This is a genomic window from Bradyrhizobium sp. CCGB20, assembly GCF_024199855.1.
Lineage (GTDB): Bacteria > Pseudomonadota > Alphaproteobacteria > Rhizobiales > Xanthobacteraceae > Bradyrhizobium.
In genome coordinates this window covers 3,257,738-3,283,322 of the sequence record NZ_JANADN010000001.1, presented here as the reverse complement: position 1 = coordinate 3,283,322, position 25,585 = coordinate 3,257,738, and the positions used below count along the sequence as shown (strand labels likewise).

At 65.8% G+C, this 25,585-nt stretch carries 22 protein-coding genes; 6 read left to right on the top strand and 16 right to left on the bottom strand.

Annotated features, from left to right (window positions below):
• Window positions 1-30: 30 nt before the first annotated feature.
• From NLM15_RS15120 to NLM15_RS15110, 3 genes are read left to right on the top strand one after another with little or no spacing between them, the layout of a single operon-like run.
• Window positions 31-1,062: an ABC transporter substrate-binding protein gene (locus NLM15_RS15120; protein ID WP_254117858.1), complete on the top strand. Its 1,032-nt coding sequence runs from the start codon at window positions 31-33 to the stop codon at window positions 1,060-1,062.
• The gene (locus NLM15_RS15115; RefSeq protein ID WP_254117857.1) at window positions 1,059-3,755 is read left to right on the top strand and encodes a hybrid sensor histidine kinase/response regulator; all 2,697 of its coding nucleotides are present in this window, start codon (window positions 1,059-1,061) and stop codon (window positions 3,753-3,755) included. The genes NLM15_RS15120 and NLM15_RS15115 overlap by 4 nt, the downstream gene beginning before the upstream one ends.
• A 50-nt stretch (window positions 3,756-3,805) precedes the next feature.
• A complete protein-coding gene (locus tag NLM15_RS15110; protein ID WP_254124246.1) occupies window positions 3,806-4,687 on the top strand; it encodes an alpha/beta fold hydrolase in 882 nt (293 codons plus the stop codon).
• A 206-nt stretch (window positions 4,688-4,893) separates the two neighbouring features.
• Here the strand turns inward: NLM15_RS15110 and NLM15_RS15105 are convergent, their stop codons facing one another.
• Complete coding sequence (locus NLM15_RS15105; protein WP_254117856.1) at window positions 4,894-5,775, bottom strand: LysR family transcriptional regulator; 882 nt, start codon at window positions 5,773-5,775, stop codon at window positions 4,894-4,896.
• Between the two features lie 129 nt (window positions 5,776-5,904).
• Here NLM15_RS15105 and NLM15_RS15100 point away from each other — a divergent pair, with 129 nt between their 5' ends.
• Together NLM15_RS15100 and NLM15_RS15095 are read left to right on the top strand one after the other, a co-directional pair.
• Entirely contained in the window at window positions 5,905-6,843 is a 939-nt protein-coding gene (locus NLM15_RS15100) for a ring-cleaving dioxygenase (RefSeq protein ID WP_254117855.1), read from the top strand.
• Window positions 6,840-7,466 carry an alpha/beta hydrolase gene (locus NLM15_RS15095; RefSeq protein ID WP_254117854.1) on the top strand — a complete coding sequence of 209 codons (627 nt, stop codon included), beginning with the start codon at window positions 6,840-6,842 and terminating at the stop codon, window positions 7,464-7,466. Before NLM15_RS15100 ends, NLM15_RS15095 begins: the two co-directional genes overlap by 4 nt.
• Before the next feature lie 43 nt (window positions 7,467-7,509).
• On the opposite strand, the gene NLM15_RS15090 is transcribed toward NLM15_RS15095, so the two are convergent.
• The 9 genes from NLM15_RS15090 to NLM15_RS15050 all read right to left on the bottom strand — a co-directional run bounded on the left by NLM15_RS15090 (window position 7,510) and on the right by NLM15_RS15050 (window position 18,355).
• Window positions 7,510-8,484: a magnesium transporter CorA family protein gene (locus tag NLM15_RS15090; protein ID WP_254117853.1), complete on the bottom strand. Its 975-nt coding sequence runs from the start codon at window positions 8,482-8,484 to the stop codon at window positions 7,510-7,512.
• Between the two features lie 174 nt (window positions 8,485-8,658).
• On the bottom strand, window positions 8,659-9,285 hold the full coding sequence (locus NLM15_RS15085; protein ID WP_254117852.1) for a LysE family translocator: 627 nt from the start codon (window positions 9,283-9,285) through the stop codon (window positions 8,659-8,661).
• 125 nt (window positions 9,286-9,410) lie between these two features.
• Window positions 9,411-11,051 (bottom strand): amidase family protein, encoded by a 1,641-nt coding sequence (locus NLM15_RS15080; RefSeq protein ID WP_254117851.1) that lies wholly within the window; start codon window positions 11,049-11,051, stop codon window positions 9,411-9,413.
• A 389-nt stretch (window positions 11,052-11,440) separates the two neighbouring features.
• Window positions 11,441-12,937, bottom strand: a complete 1,497-nt coding sequence (locus tag NLM15_RS15075; protein ID WP_254117850.1) for an ABC transporter substrate-binding protein — start codon at window positions 12,935-12,937, stop codon at window positions 11,441-11,443.
• A gap of 54 nt (window positions 12,938-12,991) precedes the next feature.
• Entirely contained in the window at window positions 12,992-13,996 is a 1,005-nt protein-coding gene (locus tag NLM15_RS15070; protein ID WP_254117849.1) for an ABC transporter ATP-binding protein, read from the bottom strand.
• Window positions 13,993-15,006, bottom strand: a complete 1,014-nt coding sequence (locus NLM15_RS15065; protein WP_254117848.1) for an ABC transporter ATP-binding protein — start codon at window positions 15,004-15,006, stop codon at window positions 13,993-13,995. Before NLM15_RS15065 ends, NLM15_RS15070 begins: the two co-directional genes overlap by 4 nt.
• A gap of 2 nt (window positions 15,007-15,008) precedes the next feature.
• On the bottom strand, window positions 15,009-15,902 hold the full coding sequence (locus NLM15_RS15060; RefSeq protein ID WP_254117847.1) for an ABC transporter permease: 894 nt from the start codon (window positions 15,900-15,902) through the stop codon (window positions 15,009-15,011).
• A complete protein-coding gene (locus tag NLM15_RS15055; RefSeq protein WP_254117846.1) occupies window positions 15,899-16,849 on the bottom strand; it encodes an ABC transporter permease in 951 nt (316 codons plus the stop codon). Before NLM15_RS15055 ends, NLM15_RS15060 begins: the two co-directional genes overlap by 4 nt.
• 84 nt (window positions 16,850-16,933) lie before the next feature.
• A complete protein-coding gene (locus NLM15_RS15050) occupies window positions 16,934-18,355 on the bottom strand; it encodes an amidase (RefSeq protein WP_254124245.1) in 1,422 nt (473 codons plus the stop codon).
• 124 nt (window positions 18,356-18,479) lie between these two features.
• On the opposite strand from NLM15_RS15050, the gene NLM15_RS15045 reads away from it, so the two are divergent.
• The gene (locus NLM15_RS15045) at window positions 18,480-19,367 is read left to right on the top strand and encodes a LysR family transcriptional regulator (RefSeq protein ID WP_254117845.1); all 888 of its coding nucleotides are present in this window, start codon (window positions 18,480-18,482) and stop codon (window positions 19,365-19,367) included.
• A 7-nt stretch (window positions 19,368-19,374) separates the two neighbouring features.
• Here the strand turns inward: NLM15_RS15045 and NLM15_RS15040 are convergent, their stop codons facing one another.
• From NLM15_RS15040 to NLM15_RS15015, 6 genes are read right to left on the bottom strand one after another with little or no spacing between them, the layout of a single operon-like run.
• Window positions 19,375-20,310, bottom strand: a complete 936-nt coding sequence (locus NLM15_RS15040; RefSeq protein WP_254117844.1) for a carbohydrate kinase — start codon at window positions 20,308-20,310, stop codon at window positions 19,375-19,377.
• Between the two features lie 5 nt (window positions 20,311-20,315).
• Window positions 20,316-21,962, bottom strand: a complete 1,647-nt coding sequence (locus NLM15_RS15035) for an FGGY-family carbohydrate kinase (RefSeq protein WP_254117843.1) — start codon at window positions 21,960-21,962, stop codon at window positions 20,316-20,318.
• 39 nt (window positions 21,963-22,001) lie between these two features.
• A complete protein-coding gene (locus NLM15_RS15030) occupies window positions 22,002-22,775 on the bottom strand; it encodes an SDR family NAD(P)-dependent oxidoreductase (protein WP_254117842.1) in 774 nt (257 codons plus the stop codon).
• A 31-nt stretch (window positions 22,776-22,806) separates the two neighbouring features.
• On the bottom strand, window positions 22,807-23,814 hold the full coding sequence (locus tag NLM15_RS15025; protein ID WP_254117841.1) for an ABC transporter ATP-binding protein: 1,008 nt from the start codon (window positions 23,812-23,814) through the stop codon (window positions 22,807-22,809).
• Between the two features lie 10 nt (window positions 23,815-23,824).
• Entirely contained in the window at window positions 23,825-24,655 is an 831-nt protein-coding gene (locus tag NLM15_RS15020) for a carbohydrate ABC transporter permease (RefSeq protein WP_254117840.1), read from the bottom strand.
• Between the two features lie 3 nt (window positions 24,656-24,658).
• Window positions 24,659-25,531, bottom strand: a complete 873-nt coding sequence (locus NLM15_RS15015; RefSeq protein ID WP_254117839.1) for a carbohydrate ABC transporter permease — start codon at window positions 25,529-25,531, stop codon at window positions 24,659-24,661.
• Window positions 25,532-25,585 lie beyond the last annotated feature (54 nt).

Below are 25,585 nucleotides of genomic sequence, written 5' to 3'. Positions count from 1 at the left end.
CTTGGGACGGACCATCGTGCAAAGAATTCCATGACCGAACGGCCTTCGGCATTCGCGGTCGATCGCCGCGGCCTCCTTCGCCTTGCGGGCACAACCGCCGCGGGATGGCTTGCGCTCGGCGCAACGTCGGATCGCATGCGGGTCGTGGCCTCGCTGACGGCATTGCCGCTCGACGACGAGCTGACCAGAAGGAGCATGACCGACAGCCCGACCTCGCGCCTCGGTGGCCTCATCGTCGGCTTGAGGCAGCGCGGCTGGGTCGAAGGCGTCAATTTCCGCTTCGAGCTGCGTTCGACCTTCGGTGGGCCGGACAAGCTGAAGACCGCGGTCCAGGAGTTGCTCGAGCTCAAGCCGGACGTGATCCTGACCGGCTCGACCGTCGAAACCGCCGCCGTCTTTGCCGCCACGAAAACCATCCCGATCGTTTTCGCGACCGCCAACGATCCCGTCGGCAACGGCTTCGTCGCGAGCCTCGCCCATCCCGGCGGCAACGTGACCGGCTTCACCAACAGCTCGGCCGAGATGGGCGGCAAATGGCTTCAGCTGATCCGGGAGGCCGTGCCGGATCTCGCGCGCGTCGGTGTCCTGTTCAACCCGGCGACCACGCCCCGCGCCGGGCGGTTCTTCCTCGATTCGATCGACCAGGAGGCGGCGGCGTCCGGAATGTCCGTGGTCCCCGCGCCCGTCAACGCGCCAACGGACATTGACGAAGCCATCAGGCGTTTTTCCGAACCGCCCAGGGCGGCGATGGTGGCGCTGGTCGACAGCTTCCTCGTGATCCACCGTCAGGCGGTTGTGACGGCGGCCGCCAAGCATCGCGTCCCCATGATCTATCCGTTCCACTATTTCATGGATGCCGGCGGGCTGATGAGCTACGGGCCGACGCTGGAGGTGCGCTCGGCCGACTATATCGATCTCATCCTGCGCGGCACCAAGGCCGGCGATCTGCCGGTGCAATCGCCGCGCAAATACGAGCTCCTGATCAACCGCACGGTCGCCCGTTCGCTCGGGTTGACCATTCCATTCACGCTGCTCGCGCGCGCCGACGAGATCCGCGAGTGAACGAGACGATCGACCAGGGACATTTGCGGACGCCTCCGGGCCGGTTGTTCCGCAAATATCTCTACTCGATCGTCGCCCTCGCCTTTGCCGCGCTCGCCATCAACACCGGCTTCGACGTCTGGTTCTCCTATCGCGAGCAGAAGCAGCTTCTCGCGGCAACCCAGCGCGAGCAGGCGGCAAGCGCGGCCATCCAGATTGGCCAGTTCATCGGCCAGATCGAAAGCCAGATCAGGTGGCTCTCGCGCCTGCCGCCGGAGCTGTCGAGCAACGAAGACGATCGCCTGAACGCCATCCGCCTGCTGCGCCTCTCGCCCGCGATCGCGGAAATTGCCGAGCTCGATGCGCAGGGGCGCGAGCAGGTGCGCGTGTCGCGCCGCGCCGCGGACAAGGTCGGCAGCAAGTCCGATCTGTCGGCCTCGCCGGCCTTCCGCGGTGCCAATGAGAGCCGGGCCTATTACGGGCCGGTCTATTTCCTCGGCGACACCGAGCCATTCATGACGATCGCCACACGCGGGACTGGCCGCGAACCCAATGTGATCGTCGCCGACGTCAATCTGCGCTTCATCTGGGACCTCGTCGCCGGGATCAGGGTCGGCAACACCGGCAAGGCCTATGTGGTCGATCGCATGGGAGTCCTGATCGCGCATCCCGATCTGTGGCCGGCGCTGCAACGGAGCGATCTCTCCGGGCATGCGGACGTGCGCGCCGCGCTCGATGGCGTCGGGCCGCCCTCGGGCGGCCTCGTCAAGGAGGATCTGTCCGGCCAGCGCGTGCTCTCGACCTATGCGACGGTCCCCTCGCTCGGCTGGCTGGTGTTCGTCGAGCTTCCGCTCAGCGAGGCCTACGCCCCGATCTATGCATCGATCGGACGCTCCACGTTTCTCCTGGTCATCCTGCTGGCCATTGCGGTGCTGGTGTCCCTCTTCCTCAGCCGGCGCATGACCGTGCCGATCCAGATGCTGACGCAAGGCGCGAAGCGGATCGGCAGCGGCGATCTCGACCTGCGGCTCGCGATCAAGACCGGCGACGAGCTGGAAGCGCTCGGCGACCAGTTCAACCGGATGGCCGCTCATCTGCACGAATCCTACGCGACGCTCGAGCGCAAGGTGATCGAGCGCACCTCCGAGCTCGAGAAGGCCCGCGACCACGCCCTGGCCGAGCACGACGCAGCCGAGCGCGCGCGGCGGGCCGCCGTGCTCGCCAATGAGACCAAATCGCGCTTCCTCGCCGTCGTCAGCCACGAGCTGCGCACGCCGCTGAACGGCGTCATGGGCGTGCTGCAACTGCTCGACGACAGCAGCCTCGGCGACGCCCAGCGCCGCCATCTCGCGACCGCGGCTGCATCGGGCGAAACGCTGATCGCGCTGGTCGATGCCATCCTGGAATATGCCCGCCTGGAGGCCAGCACCGAAACGCTGGAGACGCGCGACTTCCGCCTCGATCAGCTGATCGAGACGGCCGCAGACCTGATGTGTCCGCAGGCCTTCAGCAAGGGCCTGACCTTCGACCTCGCCTGCGATGCGAGCGTCAGCACATCCGTGCACGGCGATCCCGTCAGGCTCAATCGCATCCTGCTCAATCTGATCGGCAACGCCATTAAGTTCACGCCGCGCGGCGGGATCGGCTTGAGCGCGGCCGCGGAGCAGCTCGACACTCATGTCCTGCTGCGCGTCACGGTTCGCGATACCGGCATCGGCATCGCGCCCGACATGCACGAGCGGATTTTTGAGGATTTCGTCCAGGCGGATGACAGCATCGCGCGGCGGTTCGGCGGCACGGGCCTGGGCCTTGCGATCGCGCGGCGCCTCACGCGCCTGATGCGCGGCGAGCTGACGGTGGAGAGCACGCCTGACGCCGGCAGCACGTTCACGCTCGAAGTGCCGCTCGGCCGCGCCGCGAGCGGTGTCGCGCAAGGCGCGCTTCCGCCGCCATCGCGGCGGCTCCGCGTGCTGCTGGTCGACGACGACCCTGTCAATTGCGAGGTCGGCGAAGCGATCCTGACAAGGCTCGGCCACCACGCCACGATCGCCAGAAACGGCGCCTCAGCCATCGAGCACGCCCGCGATCAGGCCTTCGACGTCATCCTGATGGACCTGCACATGCCCGACATGGACGGCGTGGAAGCGGCCTCGCGGATCGGCAAGCTCGGACTGCCCAGGATGCCGCGCATCATCGCCGTGACCGCCGACGTGTCCAGCAGCGCCCGCGAGCGGCTCGCCGGCGCCGGCATCGCCAAGATCGTCAGCAAGCCGATCCTGATCAATGCGCTACGCGAGGCGATCGAGGACGATCCAGCGCAGAAGACGCCCACGACACAGCTTGCGGCCGGTGCCTTGATCGACCTGCATTTCCTCGACGACCAGAAAGAGCTTCTGGGCGCGACGCAAATCGCGAAGCTGCACCAGCTTCTTGCGCAAACGAGCGAACGACTGATCGACGACATCGCCAGGGCCGCGGAGATTGGCGATCACAGGCAGCTCGCCCGATCCGCGCATCAGCTCGGCAGTGCGGCAAGCGCGCTCGGCCTCGTCCGCCTGTTCGAGCGCTGCCGCGAGATCGAGGAGGCCGCGCCCTCGATGTCCCCTGCCAAGAGCGAGAGTGCTGCCCGCGAACTCGCTGCGCTTCAAAAAGCGTCGATGAGCGCGCTGGACGAGTTGTTGCGGGTGGAGGAGCAGCGTACGGTCATCCACTGACATACAAGATGGAGTCGCCCGTGCGCGCAAGATACCTCGCAATTCTCCTCATGCTGTTCGCTCCTGCCGCGCGCGCCGAGGTCGAACAATTCCCGTCCACCTTCAAAACCAAAACCATCGCGGCCAACGGCACGCAGATTCACGTGCGCGTCGGCGGTCAAGGGCCGGCCGTCATCCTGATCCACGGCTTTGGCGATACCGGCGACATGTGGGCAAAGCTTGGCGCTGACCTCGTGCGCGATCACACGGTAGTCGTGCCGGATCTGCGCGGCATGGGCCTCTCGGCCAAACCCGATAATGGCTACGACAAATGGACCCAGGCCGCCGACATGCGCGCCGTTCTGCAATCGCTCAACATCGAGAAGGCAGCCGTCGTCGGACACGACATCGGCACCATGGTGGCCTATGCCTATGCGGCGCGGTATCGCGATCTCACCGAAAAACTGGTCGTCATGGACGCCCCGGTGCCCGGCGTGCCGCCGTGGGACGAGGTGGTCCGCAGCCCGCAGCTCTGGCACTTCGATTTCGGCGGCCCCGACATGGAGCGGCTGGTCAAGGGCCGCGAGCGCATCTACCTCGACCGCTTCTGGAACGAATTCGCGGGCACGCCCTCCAAGGTCACGGAAGGGATGCGTCGCCACTACGCAGAGCTCTATGCGCGACCAGGCGCCATGCACGCAGCGTTCGCGCAATTCAGGGCGATCCGCACCGACGCCGAGGACAACAAGAAGGCGATCGCAACCAAGTTGAGCATTCCCGTGCTCGCCGTTGGTGGCGAGAAATCATTCGGCAAGATGGAGGCCGTCGTGATGCGGAATGCGGCGACAGATGTCACCGAGGTCGTCATTCCGGACGCGGGTCACTGGCTGATGGAAGAGCAACCGGTGCCAACTATCAAGGCGGTCCGCCAGTTCCTCGATGGCAAGAAATAGGACGACGAGCCGGGCTGATGTTCTCAGCTCGGCTTTCTCGGCGGAACGTCCGAGCATAACATCCGCTTAGCGACGCGAGCTTTGACGTGGCGGATCGCGCGAACCCGCTGGAACTACAAGGCAAACCGTTTGCACCCATCCAAACCTCATGAATCAGCGTTGCCATGTAGCCTGCTGCCGTCCTCAGTTGGGGCCTCTTTCATACCCTAGCCAAACCGCTCCACCAGAAAATCAATGAACAGCCGCACCTTCACCGACAGATGCCGCGTCGGCGGATAGACCGCATAGAGCGCGAGCGGCGGCGCGGAATAGTCGTCCAGCACGGTCTGCAGCTCACCTTTCCGCAAAGCATCGGCAGCGATGAACTCAGGCAGCAGCGCCAGCCCCCTGCCCTTGATCGCGGCGTCGCGCAGCACTTCGGCATTGTTGACGCAGAGCGACCAGGCCGGCTGGATCCAGTGATCGCCGTCGCTGCCTGTAAGCTTCCACTGATTGCCGGTGAGCAGGAAGCCGTAGGTCAGCGAGGTATGCTCGCGCAGATCCTGCGGATGTTTTGGCGTGCCGTGACGCGAAAGATAATCCGGCGCGGCGCAGATCATGCGCGCCACCGGCATGATTTTCCGCGCGATCAGGCTGGAGGATTCCAGTTCCGCGATCCGCAGCGTCACGTCGAAGCCGTCCTGGACGGGATCGAGCAGATCGTCGCTGAGCACGATCTGGAGCTGGAGCTCGCCATAGCGCGCCATGAAATCGGCGAGCACCGGCCCCAACCGCATCGTGCCGAACGACATCGGCGCGTTGACGCGCAGCAGGCCGCGCGGCGCCGACTGGGCCTGCGTCACCGCCTGGTCGGCGGCCTCGATCTCCGAGAGGATCACGACCGCCCGCTCGAAATAGCGCTGGCCGTTCTCGGTCGGGCTGGCGTGCCGGGTGGTCCGGTTCAGCAGCTGGACGCCGAGGCTCTCCTCGAGGTCGGCGATGTATTTGCTGATCGCCGAGCGCGACAGCCGCAACTGCCGGCCCGCTTCGGCAAAGCTGCCGCTTTCGACCACCTTCACGAAGGCCCGGAGGCTGGCGACCTTATCCAAGGGCCGGCCCCGGCGATTGTTTCCAAATCGTAGACATAGACGTCATATTTGCATGGATTGTCTCCAATCCAAAGCGGAACGATATTTCCGGCCAGAGCAAGACCGCTCCCCGAATTCTGGAGGACGACAATGTCTGGACTGCATCATGTCACCGCGATCGCCGGCGACCCCATCCGCAATTTCGGCTTCTACACCCGTGATCTCGGCCTGCGCTTCGTCAAGAAGACGGTCAATTTCGACGATCCCGGCACCTATCACTTCTATTACGGCGACGAGACCGGCCGCCCCGGCACCATCCTGACCTTCTTCCCGTGGGCCGGCGTGCCGGCCGGGCGCCGCGGCGTCGGCGAGACCCATCAGACCGCCTTCCGCGTGCCGCAGCGCTCGCTCGGCTACTGGACGCAGCGCTTCACCGAGAAGGGCATCGCCTATGAAGCGCTCGAGAAGCGCTTCGGCGAATCCGTCCTGCCGTTCACCGACCCTGATGGCATGGCGCTCGCCCTCGTCGGCATCCCCGGCGCCGAGAACGAGCCCGGCTGGAGCAATGGCGACGTCCCGGCCGAGCACGCGATCCGCGGCTTCCACGGCGTGACCTTGCTGCTCGACAGCGCGGCGAAGACGGCTGCCGTCCTCACCGACGTGTTCGGCTTCAAGGAGACCGGGCGCGAAGGCTCCGTGATCCGCTTCAAAGCGCCGGGCGATGTCGAAGGCAGCGTCGTCGATATCTACGAGGCCAAGGGCTTTCTGCGTGGGCATCAGGGCGGCGGCTCGGTGCATCACATCGCCTTCCGCGCGGCCGACGATGCCGAGCAGGGCAAGATGGCCGAGAGGCTCGTGAGCAATCACGGCCTGCATCCGACCGAGCAAAGGGACCGCAACTACTTCCGCTCGATCTATTTCCGCGAGCCCGGCGGCGTGCTGTTCGAGATCGCGACCGACATTCCAGGCTTCGCCGTCGACGAGCCCGTCGCGACGCTGGGGCGTGACCTCAAGCTGCCGAGCTTCCTCGAAGCGCAGCGCAAGCAGATCGAGGGCGTATTGCCGAGCCTCGAAGAGAGCGCGTCATGACCGAAAGCACATTCATCCATCGTTACGAGCCCGCGCGCGACGCGGGCTCCCCTCCGCTCCTGCTGTTGCACGGCACCGGCGGTGACGAGAACGACCTGCTCGGGCTCGGCAAGATGATCTCGCCCGGCTCCGCCCTGCTCTCGCCGCGCGGCCGCGTGCTCGAGCACGGCATGCCGCGCTTCTTCCGCCGTCTTGCGGAAGGCGTGTTCGACGAGGACGACGTACGCAAGCGCGCGCTCGAGCTCGGCGACTTCGTCGCGGAGGCGCAGCAACGATACGGCATCGCCGCACCGGTCGCGGTCGGCTTCTCCAACGGCGCCAACATCGCGGCCGCGTTGTTGCTGCTGAAGCCGGAGGCGCTTACAGGCGCAATCCTGCTGCGCGCCATGGTGCCGCTGTCGGACGCATCGAAGGCGGAACTCGGCGGCAAGCCTGTTCTGCTCCTGTCCGGGCAGGCTGATCCGATCGTGCCTGCGAGCAATTCGGCGCGGCTTGCGGCGCTGCTGTCGGAATCGGGAGCGCGTGTCGACCACAAGGTGCTGCCGGCAGGCCATCAATTGTCGCAGGCCGACGTCACGCTGGCCCGCAACTGGATCGGCAACGTCGACGCGAAGGCAGCATGAACCGACGGGCGGCGCATCGTTCACGAACGGTGCGCCGCTTCCATCACTCGAACCAGCCGCGCCGCCTGAACCAGATCAGCGGCAGCAAGCCGCTGGCGATGATAGCGAGAAGTGCCAATGGATAGCCGAAGGTCCAGCTCAGCTCCGGCATGTTCTTGAAGTTCATGCCCCAGACGCCGACCAGGATCGTCGGCGGCACGCCGACGACGGAGACGATGGTCAGGATCTTGAACAGCTCGTTCTGCTGGATGTTGATGAAGCCGAGCACCGCGTCGAGCAGAAGCTGGATCTTGTCCGTCAATCGCGTCTCGTAGTCGCTGAGCGAGGCGACATCCTTCGACACGGCATGGAGGCGCTTCTTCGACGCCTCCGTGATCCACTCGCCGCCCACATCGCCGGCAAATGACGCAATTCGCCCGACCCCGAGCAGGACGTCTCGCGCCTTGGCCAGCCGGTCGGCCAGTTCGCCGATATTCTCCAGCGCCTCGCGCATCCTGCGGCTGGAGCGGACCGGCCTTCTCGAGCGAACCAGTCCGCCTTTGAACACACCTCGCGAGAGCGTGTCGACCCTCGCGGCGAGATGCTCCAGAGTATCGGCGCCGCGGTCGATCATCGCTTCGAGCAGGCTGGTGAACACGCACATGCCGTTCTCGAGGCTGTCATCGGAGCCGACACGCTTGCTGATCTGGTCGAAGATCGGCAGCTCCGCAAAGCGCACCGTCACCAGCACATGCGGGCCGATGACGAAGCCGACCGGCGTGATCTCGGCCTCGTTGTCCTCGTTGAGCCGGACCGCGGGCGAGCCGAGATAGAGCGTGCCATGATCGAAGATCAGTCGGCTCGATGCCTCGATCTCGCTGAGCGACTCCTCGGACGGGATGCGTATCTTCAGCAATCGCTCGACGAACTGCTTTTCCTCAGCGGTCGCGTTCAGCAGGTCAGCCCAGATGATCTCCGAGGGCATTTCCGCGCCGATGCCCTGCCAATCGTCGGACGGCCACCTGTACAATTTGAGCAAGAACCGAACTCCGCATGGCTTCGCGCCGGATCGCACGGCATGCGGCCATCCTGCGCCGAGCTAACGCATGAGGGTTCCAAACGTTCAATGTCGGTGCGGCCCAAGCCCGCTCGATTGATGGCGTCCTCTGTTACGCCGGGGCGTGGAATGCAGCGAGGCCATTCATCGATCGGACTACCTCTGCTGCAAGGCCATGCGAACACCGAGACCCAGGTAGATCGCTCCGACGACGCGGCCTTGCCAGCGACCGATGCTGCGGTGACGGCCGAGCCAGCCCGCGACCTGTCCGGCGGCGAGAGCGATCACCGCCGTGTAGATCGCGCTCATGATCACGAAGACGAGACCGAGAACCGCAAGCTGCGCGACGACGGAGCCTCGCTCGGGATGCACGAACTGGGGCAGGAAGGCCAGGAAGAAGAGCGCCGTTTTCGGGTTCAGCACTTCGGCAAGAACGGCCTGCCGGAAGGCGAGCGGCGCATCGACCAGACGCGACCGCGCCAATTTGAGATCTTCGCCTCGTTCCATCAACGTGCGGATGCCGAGATATATGAGGTAGGCGGCACCGGCATATTTCACCAGGCTGAAGGCAAGAGCGGACGTCATCAGCACCGCCGATAATCCGAGCGTTGCCATCGCCGTGTGAAGCATGTCACCGGTGGCGATGCCGAGACCGGTGGCTATTCCGACGCGATGTCCGCCTGCAGACGAGCGCGCGAGCACCAAGAGGACGGCGGGACCTGGAATGAGGAAGAGACCGAGAACCACCGCAATGTAGGTCAGCAAGGTGTCGAAATGGATCATGGAAAGTTCCGATTTGGCTGCGGGTGACCAGGAGCCAGCCAGACGCGGTCTCCCAATGCAAGTCCTGAATGGACCAATTGTAGAGACCCTAAGCGTTACTCACCGTGCGAGGAGACCTGTGAATGCTACAGGCCAGGCAAACCCGGCGGCGGCTTGCGCATATTGGAGGCCTGCTCGTAGGCATAGGCCAGACGCAGCAGGTTGTGCTCGCTCCAGGCACGGCCCGCGAAGGTGATGCCGAGCGGATAGTCGGGCGTGTCCTTGTCGTCAGCTCCCGAGATGAAGCCGCCCGGCACCATGACGCTGGGATAGCCTGCCCTGGCGGCGATCGCGGCGCCTCCGCTGCCGGGGAATAGCACGGCATCGAGCTTGTGCTGGGTCATGTACGCATCCATGCCGCGGGTCCTGGCGCTGAGCAGGTCCATGGCAAGCGCCGACTTGTACTCGCGCTCGCGCAAGTCGCCTCGGGTGAGGTCGGCGGCGAGGAACAGGTCCTGGCCGAAACGCAGCGCCTTCTCCGCGTTCGCCGCGTTGAAGGCCACGATGTCGGCGATGGTCTTGATGGCGGTGTTGGTCGCCCAGTCCTTCAGGTAGAGGTTGAGATCGCGCTTGAGCTCGTAGAGGAAAACGATCCGCTGCACGACCGGATTGCCTTTGTTGCCGCTCAGCGGATTGCGGTTGAGCACCGCCATGATCGTACCTGGTCCGCTCATCCAGCCGGCTGTCGGCATGCTGGCGCGCACGATCACGGCGCCCAGATCCTCCAGCACCTTGATCGCCTCCGCCATCACCTTCGCCGATTTGGGTGGCAGCTTGCCGAAGTAGGGATCGTTCAGCGGGTCGGCGGCGTCGCTCGGCACACCGATGCGCGCGCCCTTCATCGCATCGGACGTGAAGTCGGCGGTGTAATCGGCTGGCCGCCGCAGCGGCTCTGTCGCCGGATCGCGCGGGTCCTTCGCCGCCAGTACGTTGAGGAGTAGCGCCGCATCACGTACCGTGCGCGTCATCGGCCCTGCGGTGTCCAAGCTGTGCGCGATCGGCACAATGCCAGCGCGGCTGATCAGCCCGACGGTCGGTTTGACGGTGACGAGGCCGTTCTGGCTGGCGGGGAACAGCAGCGAGCCCGAGGTCTCGGTGCCGATCGAGGCCGCACACAGATCCGCGGCCACAGCGACCGCAGACCCCGAGCTCGAGCCCCCCGGGGACACCGCCGGATGGCCATGATCGTCCATCAACGCCGGCGCGTAAGGGTTCTTCACCTGACCGCCGAGCGATGAGTAGCCCGAGGGCATGTCGATCGCGAGCATGTTGGCGAACTCCGTCAGGTTCGCCTTGCCCAGGATCACCGCCCCCGCCTCGCGCAGCAGCTTGACGACGGTGGAGTCGTCCCTGGCCCGTGCGCCCTCCAGCGCCAGCGAGCCCGCCGTTGTCGGCTGCTTGTCGCCCGTCGCGATGTTGTCCTTCACCAGGATCGGTATGCCGGCCAGCGGCTGCCTGGTTGAAGGCCTCGTGCTGTCAAGCTTGCCCGCGATCGCGAGCGCATCGGGATTGAGCGCGCGCACGGAGTTGAGCGTGGGCCCGTCACGGTCGTAGGCCTCAATGCGCGCGAGATAATTTTTGGTCAGCGCCGAGGCCGTAACCCGCCCACTGGCCAGGGCATGAGCGATATCGCTCATCGGCGCATGGTCGAGCTTCTGATTGGTTGGTGCCTCGGCGCTGGCGGCAGCCGCGGCGATGCCGGCATCGCGACGGGATGGCTTCTTCATGGCGTGCCTCGCCTGACGGCGCGTCCCGAACCATGAGGCCGCGATGATGATATATTGCCAGTGTTTTGCCCGACGGGTCAACGACACCGCCGGCTGGCTGCAGGCCATCGAACGACCCGCGCAAGCCATTGAAATGACTAACCCCATCTACTGTGCATGGGGTTGTTTTTCAGGTTTTTGTTCTGGAGCGCTCTTCCTTCTCCCCTTGTGGGAGAAGGTGGCGCGAAGCGCCGGATGAGGCGTCTCTATCCGCGGATAAGGCTGCTCAAGCGTCAGAGAAGGTCATACGCGGAGGCATACCCCTCACCCATGCGTCGTGTCCATGAGCGGAGCTGCCCTCTCCCACAAGGGGAGAGGGCACAGCAACGGTCGCCGCGATGACGCGATCCCTACTCCCAGGACCACGTCGAGAAATCGTTCTCGTATTGCGGCACGTCCTTCCAGACGCCCTTCAGCTTCTTGGCTGTGATGGTGATCAGCTGCGGCTGGTAGAGGTAGGCGGAGACGGCGTCGGTGGCCAGCATGCGCTGGGCATCGCCGAGCAGTTTTGCGCGGGCGGCCTCGTCCGGCGTGGAGACGATCTGCTTGTAGAGCGCGTTGAAGGCCTCGTTGTTGTAGCCGAGATAGTAGTCCGGCTCGGTGATCTTGACGAGGTCGAACGGCTCGACATGGCTCACGATGGTGAGGTCAAAATTGTGCGGACCGTTGCCGGCGAACACCTGCGACAGCCACTGCGCCCATTCGACGTTCTCGATCTTGGCGACGATGCCGACCTTGGCGAGCTGGGCCGCGACGATCTCGCCGCCCTGCCGCGCATAGGACGGCGGCGGCAGCTTGAGCGACAGCTCGAGCGGCGTGGTGACACCGGCTTCCGCCAGCAGCTTCTTCGCCTTCTCGGGGTCGTAAGGGTTGATCCCCGTCGTGTCGACATAGCCGAGCGCGCCCGGCACGTAGAAGCTGCCGATCGGTGTGCCGAAGCCGTCAGCCGCGCCGTCGATCATCGCCTTGCGGTCGATCGCGGCGAGAATGGCACGGCGGACACGGACGTCGTCCAGCGGCTTCTTGCGCTCGTTGATCGCGACAATGGTCTTGGCGCGGGAGCCCCCGATCATCACGTTGAAGCGCGGATCGGCCTTGAACTGTGCGATCGCCCGCGCTGCCGCAACACGCGGAAACGCATCGACGTCACCCGAGAGCAGCGCCGCGGTCTGCGCCGCCGGATCGGAGATGAAGCGGATCGTCACCTTCGACAGCTTGATCGCGGCAGCGTTGCGATAGTCGGCCCACTTGTTCAGCGTGATCGAGGAGCCCTTGGCCCAGGCGCCCAACTGATAGGGCCCGGTGCCGACCGGCTGCGTGCCATTGGTGGCTGCGCTCTTCGGCTCGACGATCGAGCCGCCCGCCTGTCCGAGGAGGAACGGCAGGTTCGGCTCGGAATATTTCACCGTGATCACGACGGTGTCGGCGTCGGGCGTCTCGACCTTCTCGAAGGCCTGGTACAGGCTCTTGTCCTTGTTGGTGCTGGTGGGCGCCGCGTTGCGCTCGAACGAGAACTTCACCGCGGCGGAATCGAACGGCTCGCCGTTCTGGAATTTGACGCCCTTGCGCAGCTTGAACGTATAGGTCTTCAGGTCCGGAGAGGCCGTCCAGCTCTCGGCTAGCAGCGGCGAGACGGAGCCGTCCTCGTTGATCTTGGTCAGGGTCTCATAGATGTTGTAGAGCGTGACCTCGGCGATCGCGGCGGCAGCGGCGTTGGTCGGATCGAGCCCCGGCGGCTCCAGCGCCATCGCCATGACGACGCTGTCCTTCTTGCTCTGCGCCAGCACCGGCAAAGGCGCCGCGGCAAGCGCTGCGGCAAAGGCGACGATCGATAGTTTTTTGAACATGCGTAACTCCCCGGCCTTCTCTTGTCCCAGCCTACGCCAATTCTGTTGCGGACACTAACCTTCCATGGCCGCCTGCGGCAACGCCATCACGGCCTCCGCCTTGTGGCAGGCGGCGAGATGGCTCTCACCCACCTTGCGTAGCAAGGGCGGAACCTCGCGGCAATGCTGGTCGGCGAGCGGACAGCGTGCGACATAGGGGCATCCGCTTGCCGCCGCCGATTGCGAGGCGATCGCCTGGGCCCCGCGCCGCCGCCGGCCGCCGCCGGCCCGCGCCCGCGGCACCGCGTCCAGCAGGGCCCGCGTATAGGGATGGGCACAGTGCTCGAACAGGTCCTCCGGCCGCCCCTGCTCGACGATCCGGCCGAGATACATCACGGCGACCTCGTCGCAGAGATAATCGACCACCGCGAGGTCATGGCTGATCAGGATGTAGCTGAGGCCGAACTGCTCCTGGAGGTCCTGCATCAGGTTCAGCACCTGCGCCTGCACGGAGACGTCGAGCGCGGAGACCGGCTCGTCGGCGACGATGAGCTTCGGCTGGGTGATCAGCGCGCGCGCGATCGCGATACGCTGGCGCTGGCCGCCGGAAAACTCGTGCGGATATTTGTCCATGTCCGCTTCGCGCAAGCCGACCTGGCGCAGCACCGCCGAGACGCGTGAGCGGAACGTGGTGCGGTCGGCGTCTTCCAGCACGGTGAGCGGCTCGGCGACGATGCGCGCGATGGTCTGGCGCGGATCGAGCGAGCCGTAAGGGTCCTGGAACACCATCTGGAAATCGCGGCGAGCGCGGCGCAATTCGTCGGCGGAGATGCGATTGAGGTCGCGCCCGAGCAGCGCGACCTGCCCCGAGGTCGGCCGCTCCAGCGCCATCACCACCCGCGCGAAGGTCGACTTGCCCGAACCGGACTCGCCGACGACGCCGAGGCTCTTGCCGGCATGGACCTGCACGCTGACGCCGTTGAGCGCGCGCACCTGCCCCGGCGGACGGAACAGGCTTTCGCGCGGCAGCGTGTAGCGCTGCTCGAGATCCCTCACATCGAGAAGCGGCGCGGTGCTCATGCGGGCAGCGCTCCGACGCGTTCGGCCATCGAGACATCGGTCCTGATGCAACGAACGAAATGGCCGGGGCCGACGTCAACCATCGGTGGAAGCGCGACACGACACGGCTCGATCACGAGCGGACACCGATCGGCAAAGGTGCAGCCGGAAGGCAAATCGGCGAGCTCGGGCACTGTGCCCGAGATCGTCGTCAACCGGGTCCCCTTGCGGGCGCCGAGCTTCGGCCGGGCGCGGAACAGGCCCTGCGTGTAAGGATGTCCCATGCGGCGGAACACCTCGTCGGTCGGTCCGCTCTCGACGACCGTGCCGCCATACATCACCATCATGCGCTGCACGTTCTCGGCGATGACGCCGAGATCGTGCGAGATCAGGATCATCGACATGCCGCGCTCCTCGACGAGATCGGCGATGAGGTCGAGGATCTGGCCCTGGATGGTGACGTCCAGCGCGGTGGTCGGCTCGTCCGCGATCAGAAGGTCGGGCTCGCAGGCGAGCGCCATGGCGATGGTGACGCGCTGGCGCTGACCGCCGGAGAACTGGTGCGGATAGGCATCGATGCGCCTCGCCGGATCCGGCAGTCCGACGCGGTCGAGCAAGGCGATCGCTTCGCGCCGCGCCTGCGCCGCGGAATATTTCTTGTGACGCCGCAGCGGCTCGGCGACCTGGTGGCCGATCGTGTGCATCGGGTTGAGCGCGGTCATCGGCTCCTGGAAGATCATGCTGATACGGTTGCCGCGCAGCCGGCAATATTCCGCATCGGACAGCCCGGCGAGCTCGCTGCCGTCCAGCTTGATGCTGCCGGTGACGACCGCGCTGTCCGGCAGCAGCCCCATCAGCGACAGCGCCGTCACCGACTTGCCGCAGCCGGATTCGCCGACAAGCCCAAGCGTCTCGCCGCGCTTCAGCGCAAAACTGACGCCGCGCACCGCCTGCGCCGGCCCGCGGCTGGTGTTGAGACGCACGCCGAGATTGGCGACCTCGATCAGCGGCATGGTTGAGTGCTTGCCCATCGTCACCGCTCCCGCGCCAGGCGCGGATCGAGCAGATCGCGCAATCCGTCGCCAAGCAGATTGAGCCCGAGCACCGCGATCGCGATCGCCGCGCCCGGATAGACCGCGAGCATCGGCGACTGGAACAGCAGCGTCTGCGCATCGTTCAGCATGCGCCCCCAGGACGGCTGCGGAGGCTGCGTGCCGAGGCCGAGATAGGACAGCGCGGCTTCGGCGAGAATGGCGAGCGCGAACCGGATGGTGACCTGCACGATCAGGATCGACAGGATGTTGGGCAGGACATGCTCGATAGTGATGCGGAAGGCGCCCTTCCCCGAGGCGCGCGCCGCCAGCACGAATTCGCGCGCCCAGATCGCGTTGGCCGAGCCGCGCGTCAACCGTGTCAGCGTCGGGATCTGGAAGATGCCGATCGCGACGATCGAGGTCACCATGCCCGGCCCCACGACCGCGGCGAGCATGATCGCGGACAGCACGGCCGGAAAGGCGAAGGTGAAATCGGAGAAGCGCATGATGATCTCTTCGGTCCAGCCGCGTTTCGCCGACGCGACCAGGCCAAGGCAGACACCGAAGGTGAGACCGATGCTCACGGCGATGATGCCGACCAGAATGGTCGAGCGCGCGCCCGCGAGCAGCAGCGAGACGATGTCGCGTCCGAAGGAATCGGTGCCGAGCCAGTGCGCCGCCGAGGGCGGCCGGAGCTTCGAGGCGATGTCGATCTCGTAGGGCGAATACGGCGTCCACACCAGCGAGAGCAGCGCCGAGGCGAGCACCAGCAGGCTCAACGCCCCGCCGAGCACAAAGCTGCGGTGACGCAGCGCGCGGCCCCAGAAGGTGCGGGCCGGCACGCGGCGCGCTGCACCCGGGGCGTCAACCGAAGTGGTCAGTGGCGCGCTCACAAATCGTGGACCTTGATGCGGGGATCGATGAAGGCATAGAGCACGTCGACCACGAAATTGACGATGACGACCATGGTGGCCAGCAGCATCACGCAGTTGCGCACTACGATCAGGTCGCGGTTGGCTATCGACTGGAAGATCAGCCGGCCGAGGCCGGGAAGGTAGAACACGTTCTCGATCACGATGGTGCCGGCGAGCAGATTGGCGAATTGCAGCCCCATCACTGTCATCACGGGGATCATGGCGTTGCGCAGCACGTGGCTCCACAGCACCTCGCGCTTGCCGAGCCCCTTCGCGCGCGCCGTGCGGACGAAGTCCTCGCGCAGCACTTCCAGAACCGCCGAGCGCGTGACGCGCGCTAGGATCGCAGCCTGCACCACAGCGAGCGAGATCGCCGGCAGCAACAGCGACTTGATGCCGAGCCAGATGCCGTCCTCCCAGCCGGGAAACCCGCCGGCGGAGAGCCATTGCAGCCGCACCGAGAACAGCAGTACCAGGAGGATCGCGAACCAGAAGTTCGGCAGCGCGATACCCACTTGCGTCAACGACATCACGCCGACATCGCCGAGCTTGTTGTGATTGGCGGCCGTGTAGATGCCGGCCGAGAGCGCCAGCGTCACCGTGATCGTCATCGACATGATCGCGAGCGGAATGGTCAGGACCAGCCGCTCCGCGATCAGGCCGGCGACCGGCGTGCCGTAGACATAGGAGTTGCCGAGGTCGCCGACGAGGAGGCCCTTGATCCATTGCAAATAGCGAACCGCCAGCGGCTGGTCGAGCCCGAGCTTGACGGTGAGCGCCCGCACCGCATCCGCCGACGCATCGGCGCCCATCAGCATCTGCGCGGCGTTGCCGGGCAAGGCATCCAGCACCAGGAAAATGATCACGGATGCGCCGACCAGCGTCGCCAGCAAGGTCAACAGACGTCGGAGGACAAATACGCTCATGCGCGCTCGAATTCACGGCCTACCCGCGGCACGATCAACATGTCCGGGCGCCGGAGGCAAGTCCTTTGCGGCATGTGCCTCACCTCAGCCGGGCCGGCGGGACAGGAGATCGTGCGAGGCTTCGAACAGCGCGCTGACGCGCAGCAAGTCCGCATCGGTGCGGAAGCGGCCGACGAGCTGAAGCCCGATCGGCAGGCCGTCGCGGCCGAAGCCGCAGGGAAGACTGATCGCGGGGTGTCCGGTCATGTTGAACGGCATGGTCCAGGGGAACCAGTGCGGCCGGACGCTGTCGAAGTGCTTGCCGTCGATCTCGATGGTGCCGAACAGGTCCTGGTCGATCGGCAGCGCGGTGCGGGTGAGGGTCGGCATCGCCAACAGGTGCCCGCGCGCAAGCAGGGATTGCACGCGGCGGAACAGCGCGGTGCGCGCGAACATCGCCTCCTGATAGGCGACGCCGCTGACCTCGGTGGCGAGCGCAAGCTGCTTGAGGAAGGCCTCGCTCAGCTCGTCCTTGTGCGCGGCCGCGAGTTTTGCAAAGCGCGTGCGCCAGACAGTGTGGTTGATGGCGCGCCAGATCGGCTCGATGTCAAATCCCTCGCCGGAGAACTCTTCGAGCTCGGCACCGAGGCTCGCGAGCCGGTCGAGGCTCGCCTTGAAGCTGGCTGCGACATCTGAAGACACCGGGCGTCCGGGCGGCGACAGGCAATACAGGATCTTCTGCCCGCGCAGATCGCCGCGCGGCGTGGCCGTCTCGATGAAATCAGGCACGGGCACGCCGATCGACCAGGGATCGCAGGCATCCTCGCCGGCCATCGCCTGCATCATCAGCGCGGTGTCGGCGACGGTGCGCGTCGTCGGCGTGACATAGGTCTGGTTGCCGAAGGCATCGAGCGCCTGGCTGTGCGCGATCACGCCGTTGCTCTGCTTCAAGCCGACCACGCCGTTGCAGGCAGCGGGAATTCGCGTCGAGCCGCCGCCATCGGTTGCAATCGCGAGCGGCGCGATGCCGCTCGCAACGGCCACCGCAGCGCCGCCGCTGGAGCCGCCGGAGGAACGCTCCGCGCTCCACGCATTGCGGGTACGGCCGAACAGCGGCGAGTCGGTCAGGCATTTGCTGCCGAACTCGGGCGTCGTGGTCTTTCCGATCAGGATCGCACCTTCCGCGCGCAGCCTTGCGACCGCGACGGCATCTTCCGTGGGGACATTGTCCTTGTAGGGAACGGCGCCGAAGGTGGTCTTCACGCCCCTGGTGTTGACGATATCCTTGACCGTGACGGGAAGCCCGTGCAGCAGACCGAGCGGCTCGCCGGCCATCACCTTGCGCTCGGCCTCGCGCGCCTGCGCCATCGCCTCGTCGCCGCACAGCGTGATGAAGCAGTTCAATTCGCCCTGGAGCGCCTCGGCGCGCGCGAGCACGGCGCTGACGACCTCGACGGGAGAAATCCGCTTCTGCGCGACGAGGCCGCGCAGCTCGGTTGCGGACAGCAGGCAGGGGTCGCCGTTCATCGTCACATCACGCTCCGAAGCGGGCCGCCGTTGGCCCAAAGACATTGACAGCGAGAATGACAGTTTTGTTAACTCGCCGTCCAATACGATTTTCGTGAGCAACCCATACGTTTTCGGTATGCCAATGGATCTTCACCGGCTCCGCTACTTCGTCGCCGTCGCCGAGGCGCGCAGCGTCGGCAAGGCCGCCGAGCGCCTGCGCATGGCGCAACCGCCGCTTTCGGTGCAGATCCGCAAGCTCGAAGCCGAGGTCGGCGCCCCGCTGTTCCGCCGCGGCACGCGCGGCATGGACCTGACCGAGGCGGGCCAGGCCCTGCTGGCGCGCGCGGGCGAGGCGCTGGCGCTGGCGGCCGACGGCATCGAAGCCGCGCGTGCGGTTGCGGCCGGGAGCCGCGGGCGGATCTCGGTCGGCTACATGTTCGTGCTGGCGAACGCGGTGCTGCCGCGCCTGATCCCCGAGCTGCGCCGCTCGGTTCCCGGCGTCGACCTCGAATTCGCCGAGCTCAGCGCCTCGACACGCGAGGCCCGGGTGCTCGATCGCAGCGTCACGGTCGCGCTGTGCATGCCGGCCATCAACCATCCCGAGATCCAGGTGGCGCGGATCGGTGCGCAGCGCTTCATGCTCGCCATGCCGACCCGCTCGCCACTCGCCCGCCTGAGCTCCGTGCCGATGGCCCGGTTGCACGGCCGTCCGCTGATCGCGCTCCCTCATCCGGACCATGGCCCCGCATCGTCCGCCGTGGTCCCCCTGCTGCGCCGGCACCAGGTGGTGATGCCGATCGCGAGCCGGGTGGAGACGGTGCATTCGGCGATGAGCCTGGTTCTGGCCGGCGAAGGCCTCGCCATCCTGCCGGCCTGCGCACAGCTCGGCGCGCCGCGCGGCATCGTGTTCAGGCCGCTGCGCGACGCCACCGACTCGCTCGACATCGCGGTCTGCTGGCGGCGGGATTCCCAAAGCCCACTGATCGGAACCTTCATCAAATGCGCCGAGAAGGCCGTTGCACGGATGTGAGGCGGCGCTACAGGCTCGAACTGATCTCGTGGCTCCAGGGCGGATCGGCGCCCGGACGGGTGCAGGTCAGGCCGGCGCAGTTGGCGGCAAAGGACAGCGCGCGGCGGAGCTCGTCGGCCGTGATACCCTTCAGTGCTTGCCGGGCGAGGCGGCCCTGCTTGTGCAGGGCGAACAGCAGCGCCGCCTGAAAGCTGTCACCGGCGCCGATGGTATCGGCAACTTCCACCTTCGGCGCGGTGACTTCGATCTGCCCTGCACCCGCATGCCAGGCGACGGCGCCATGGTTGCCGCGGGTGATGACGACGAGACTCGCGCCCTGCCCCAGCAGCGCTTTCGCGCGTTGCTGATAAGGCTCATCGCCGAAGAGATACGCGAAGTCCACATCCGACATCTTGACGAGATCGGCGCAGGCAGCGAACCCGGCGATCCGCGCCAGATAAGCCGGCTTGTCCTTGACCAGATTAGGCCGGCAGTTCGGATCGAAGGAGATCGTCGATGCGGCCCGCGCGTCCGTGATCAACGCCTTCGTCTCGGCCGCGCCCTGGTCGTTGACCAGGGTGGTCGAGCCGACATGGACGGCCTCGACATTCGCGAACGGAATGGTGCCGCGCCGATAGGTCCAGTTTCGTGTCGCGGTCTCCGCATCGTAGAACGCGTAATGCGACTCGCCCGCGACGATGCGGACGAAGGCAAGCGTGGTCTGGTGATCGCTGCGGGTGGCGAGGCCGAGCTCGACATGCGATGCGGCAGCGTGATCTGCGATCATGCGCCCGAACAGGTCGGTCGAGATGCCGCCGACAAAGCCGGTCGGCGCGCCCAGCCGCGCCATGCCGATCGCGACGTTGAGGCAGGAGCCGCCGACCGCCGGCATCACCGCTTCGCGCCCGTCGGCGTTCCGCGTCGGCACGAAATCGATCAGCGCATCGCCGCAAGATATCAGCATTCGTTTCAACCTCCGGCGACGTCGCGCATCGCCGCCCGGCTGCCGCGATCGACCTCGCGCAGCAGCCTGTACACATCGCGCTTGCGAACATGAAACGCGGCCATGTCCGGCGCGGTCGGCTCGCTCTTCCGTCCCAGCGCGGACATCTTTGCCATGGTCTCGCCGATCGAGGCATAGGCGCCGCCGGCCACCGCGCCAAGCATCGCGGCGCCCAGCAACACGGGTTCTTTCGTTTGCGGCAGCGCGACGGTGAGACCCGTGGTGTCCGCCATGATCTGCCGCACCAGCGGGCTTCGGCTGGCGCCGCCGCCCATGATCATGATGCTGGAATGGACGCCATGCGCGGCAAAGGCCTCGATCACCTCGGCGAGCCCATAGGCGAGACCGCAGAGGCCGGCGACGAACAGCCGCTCCATCGAACTGACGTCGGTGTCGAGATCGAGGCCCGCGATCACCGCGCGGGTGTCGGGGTCGGCGTAAGGCGAGCGGTTGCCGATGAATTCGGGAAGCACATGGACGTCGCGGGCGAGCAGCGCGGCACGGCTGGCGTCACCGGCGCGCGCGATAATGCGCCGCTCGAGGTACTCGATGAGGTCGACGCCCTCGCTGCGCGCCGCCGCGTTCGCTTCGGCATGGCCCGCATGTGACTTGAGCAGATGATCGATCGCTGCCCCCGCGGCCGACTGGCCACCCTCGTTGAGCCAGACATCCGGCACCATGCCGGAATAATATGGGCCCCACACGCCCGGCACGAAGCACGGCTCCTTCGTCGTGGCCATGATGCAGGCCGACGTTCCCATGATGTAGGCGAGACGATCGGAAACATCGGTTGCGCCGTCCGATCCGTCGCGACCGCCGATCGCGCCGATGCCGCCGGCATGCGCATCGATCAGGGACGCGCCCACCGGTGTGCCCGGCGACAGGCCGAGCTCGGCCGCCGCTGCGCGGGTGAGGCCGGCACTGAGCCGCGTGCCCGGCGCGACGATCTCGGTTCCGATGCGGGCGTAATTCTCGGCGACGAAATCCGATAGGCCAATGCGCTGGAAGAACGGCGCGCTCCAACCGCCGCCGTCATGCGCGAGGTAGTTCCATTTGCAGGTGACCGTGCAGGTGGAGCGCTGGAGCGAGCCGGTCGCACGCCAGGTCAGATAATCTGCCAGATCGAAGAAATGACCGGCGTCATCGAAGCTCGCACGCATGTGCCGCTTCAGCCACAGCAGTTTCGGCATCTCCATCTCGGGCGAGATCGAGCCGCCGACATAGCGCAGCACAGCATCACCGGTCTCGTTGATCAGCCGCGCCTCGGCCGTGGCACGGTGGTCCATCCAGACGATGACGTTGCGCTGCTTGTCGCCGGAGGCGCTGACGGTGACCGGTTCACCTTGCCGGTCGAGGACGACCAGCGAACAGGTGGCGTCGAAACCGATGCCGCCGACACCGTCAGGCGCGATGGCAGCTTCCGCCATCGCCGCGCGCACCGATTTGGCGCAGGCCTCCCAGATGTCCGAGGACGACTGTTCGACGATGTCGCCCGCCTCGTGCCAGATCCGGATTGGATGCTTGGCGGTGGCAAGGAGGGTGCCGGCCTCGTCAAACACCCCTGCCCGCGTGCTCGTGGTCCCCACATCGACGCCGATATACGCTCGCGGCATTGTCGCTCCCGGTCGCTTTCCGTCAGTTTTGACGCAAGCCTACCAGCAAGTGTAGCCGCCATCCACCAGCACGATGCTGCCGGTCATCAGGCTCGCGGCCTCGGAAGAGAGGAACAGCACGACCGAGGCGATCTCCTCCACCTGCCCCATCCGCGCCATCGGGGTTCCACCGATCCAGGCGTCGTACATCTTGGCGTTGCTCTTCACGAACGCATTGAGCGGCGTCTCGATATAGGTCGGCGCCACCGCATTGACGCGGATGCCGCGCGCGCCCCATTCAGCGGCAAGCGATTTTGTGAGATGGTGCACACCGGCCTTCGAGGCGTTGTAGAAGCACTGTTCCTGCGGCTTGTTGACGATGAAGCCGGACATCGAGCCGACATTGACGATGGCGCCGCTCTTCGCCTTCAACATGTGCTTGCCGAACTCGCGGCAGCACCAGAAGGTACCGTTGAGGTTGACGTCGATGACGTTGAGCCAGTGCTCGTCGGTGACGGTCTCGGCCGGCGTCTCGCTGCGGGCAATGCCGGCATTGTTGACGAGGATGTCGACCTTGCCGTGGCGGGCGACGAGGTCGTTGGCGACCTCCGCCACGCGCTTGGTGTCGGTGACGTCCATGATTGCGGTCTCGATGTCATAACCCTTCGCCTTCAAGTCGGCTTTCGCGTCATTGGCGACCTTGCTGTCGCGGTCGCCGATGATGACCTTTGCGCCGGCTTCGGCCAGCGCCTCGGCGCAGCCGAGGCCGATGCCCTGCCCGCCGCCGGTGATGAACGCGGTCTTGCCGTTCAGCTTGAATTTTTCCAGGTACATGGTGGTCTTTCCGTTTTCTTGCCGTTTCTTGTCAGCCTCGAAGCGCGTTGCCGCTCTGGTCGAAGCGGTGAATGCGTGCGGGGTCCGGCACCAGCGATACGCGATCGCCGGCATGCAGGCTCAACTCGCCGATGTAGCGCGCCGTCAGCATGCCGAGTGGTCCGGCATCGACATAAAGGAAGGTGTCGCTACCGAGGTGCTCGGCCACCGAAATCGTTCCCTGCCAGCCGCCGGCACCGTCGCGCTCGATCTTGAGATGCTCCGGCCGCACGCCGATCGTCGCCGCGCCCTTCTGCAATGCCGGCTCGCCGGTGACGAAGTTCATCTTGGGCGAGCCGATGAAGCCGGCGACGAAGAGATTGGCGGGCCGCTCATAGAGCTCCAGCGGCGAGCCATATTGCTCGATCTTGCCGCCATTGAGCACGACGATCTTGTCGGCCATGGTCATGGCCTCGACCTGGTCGTGGGTGACGTAGATCGCGGTGGTGCCGAGCTGCTTCTGGAGCCGCGTCACCTCGATGCGCATCTGCACGCGCAGCGCCGCGTCGAGGTTGGACAGCGGCTCGTCGAACAGGAACGCCTTGGGCTCGCGGACGATGGCGCGGCCGATCGCGACGCGCTGGCGCTGGCCGCCGGACAGCTCGCGCGGCTTGCGGTCGAGATAGGGCGTGAGATTGAGCGTCGCGGCAGCAGCCTCGACCTTCCGGTTGGTTTCGTCCCTGGAAAGGCCCGCCATCTTCAGGCCAAAACCGATATTGCCGCGCACGCTCATGTGCGGATAGAGCGCGTAGGACTGGAACACCATGGAGAGCCCGCGCTTGGCGGGCGGCGTGTCGACGACGTTCTTGCCATCGATCAGGATCTTGCCGCCGGAGACGTCTTCGAGCCCGGCGATCAGCCGCAGCAGCGTGGTCTTGCCGCAGCCCGAGGGCCCGACGAACACCACGAAGGAGCCATCGGCGATCTCGAGGTCGGCGCCCTTGATGATGTGCACGGGGCCGAAGGATTTCTGCACGCCCTGAAGTGTGATCTGACCCATGGCAGCCCCTCTACTTCACCGCGCCAAAGGTGAGCCCGCGCACGAGCTGCTTCTGGCTGAACCAACCGAGGACGAGAATGGGCGCGATCGCCAGCGTCGAGGCCGCCGACAGCTTGGCCCAGAACAGCCCTTCCGGGCTCGAATAGGAGGCGATGAAGGTCGTGAGCGGCGCGGCGTTCGAGGTCGACAGATTGAGCGTCCAGAACGCCTCGTTCCAGGCGAGGATGAGATTCAGCAGCAAGGTCGAGGCCAGCCCCGGGATCGCCATCGGCGTCAGCACATAGACGAGCTCGCGGCCGATGGTGGCGCCGTCCATGCGCGCGGCTTCGAGGATGTCGCGCGGGATCTCCTTGAAATAGGTGAACAGCATCCAGATCACGATCGGCAGATTGCCGAGGCACAGGATGAAGACGAGGCCGACGCGGGAATCGAGCAGGCCGAAGGTCTTGAAGATCAGGTAGATCGGCACCAGCACGCCAACCGGCGGCATCATCTTGGTCGAGAGCATCCAGAGCAGGATGTCCTTGGTGCGCTTGGTCGGCGAGAACGCCATCGACCACGCCGCGGGAATGGCGATCAGCAGCGCAATGAGAGTCGAGCCGCCGGCGATGATGATCGAGTTCATCGCGTGATGGAAGTAATCGCTGCGCTCCTGCACGGTCGCGTAGTTTTCCGTGGTCCAGTGGAAGAACAGGAAGGACGGCGGCACGGCGAAGGCCTCAAGCTCGGTCTTGAAGCTCGCCAGCACCATCCAGAGGATCGGGAAGAAAATCAGGAAGCCGAAGAACCACGCCCCGATCGTCGAGACCACCACCCGCCTTGTCGTCGCCATCCGCGCCATGCTTCAAGCCTCCAGATTGCGGCCGACGATGCGGACGAGAAAGAAGGCAACGATGTTGGCGATCACCACCGCCACGAGCCCGCCCGCCGAGGCGCTGCCGACGTCGAACTGGATCAGCGCCTGCGAATAGATCAGGAAGGCGATGTTGGTGGTCTGCAGGCCCGGCCCTCCGCCGGTGGTGACGAAGATCTCGGCGAACACGGTGAGCAGGAAGATGGTCTCGATCAGGATCACCACCGTGATCGGACGCGCCAGGTGCGGCAGCGTGATGTAGATGAAGGTCGAGACGGCACTGGCGCCGTCCATCTCGGCGGCTTCCTTCTGCTCCTCGTCGAGCGATTGCAGCGCGGTGAGCAGGATCAGCGTCGCGAACGGCAGCCATTGCCAGGCGACGATCAGGATCACCGCAAACAGCGGCACGTCGTTGAACCAGTCGATCGGCGTCAGGTGGAACAACGAGGCGAGCCAGGCGAACAGGCCGGAGACCGGGTGCATCAGCAGGTTCTTCCAGACCAGCGCGCTCACCGTCGGCATCACGAAGAACGGCGCGATCACCATCAGCCGGACGAAATTGCGCCCGATCACGGGCTGGTCCATCAGCAGCGCCAGCGGAATGCCGAGCAGGATGGTCAGCGCGAGCACCGAGCCGACCAGCACCAGCGTGTTCTGGAGCGAGGCGAGGAAGGCGGGATCGGTGAGGAAGTAGCGGAAGTTCTCAAGGCCCACGAACGATTCCGAGCCGGGATCGAGCAGGCTGTAATGCAGGGTCGAGAAATAGATCGTCAGCGCCAGCGGGACGATCATCCAGATGAAGAGCAGCCCGACCGCAGGCGTCAGGAGCGAGCGCGCAAGAAGCTGCGTCTGCCGGGTTGCCATCCCTAACTTCTCCGCTTGCGGGAAGAAGGCGGCCATCCATCCGGGGCTGGGGTG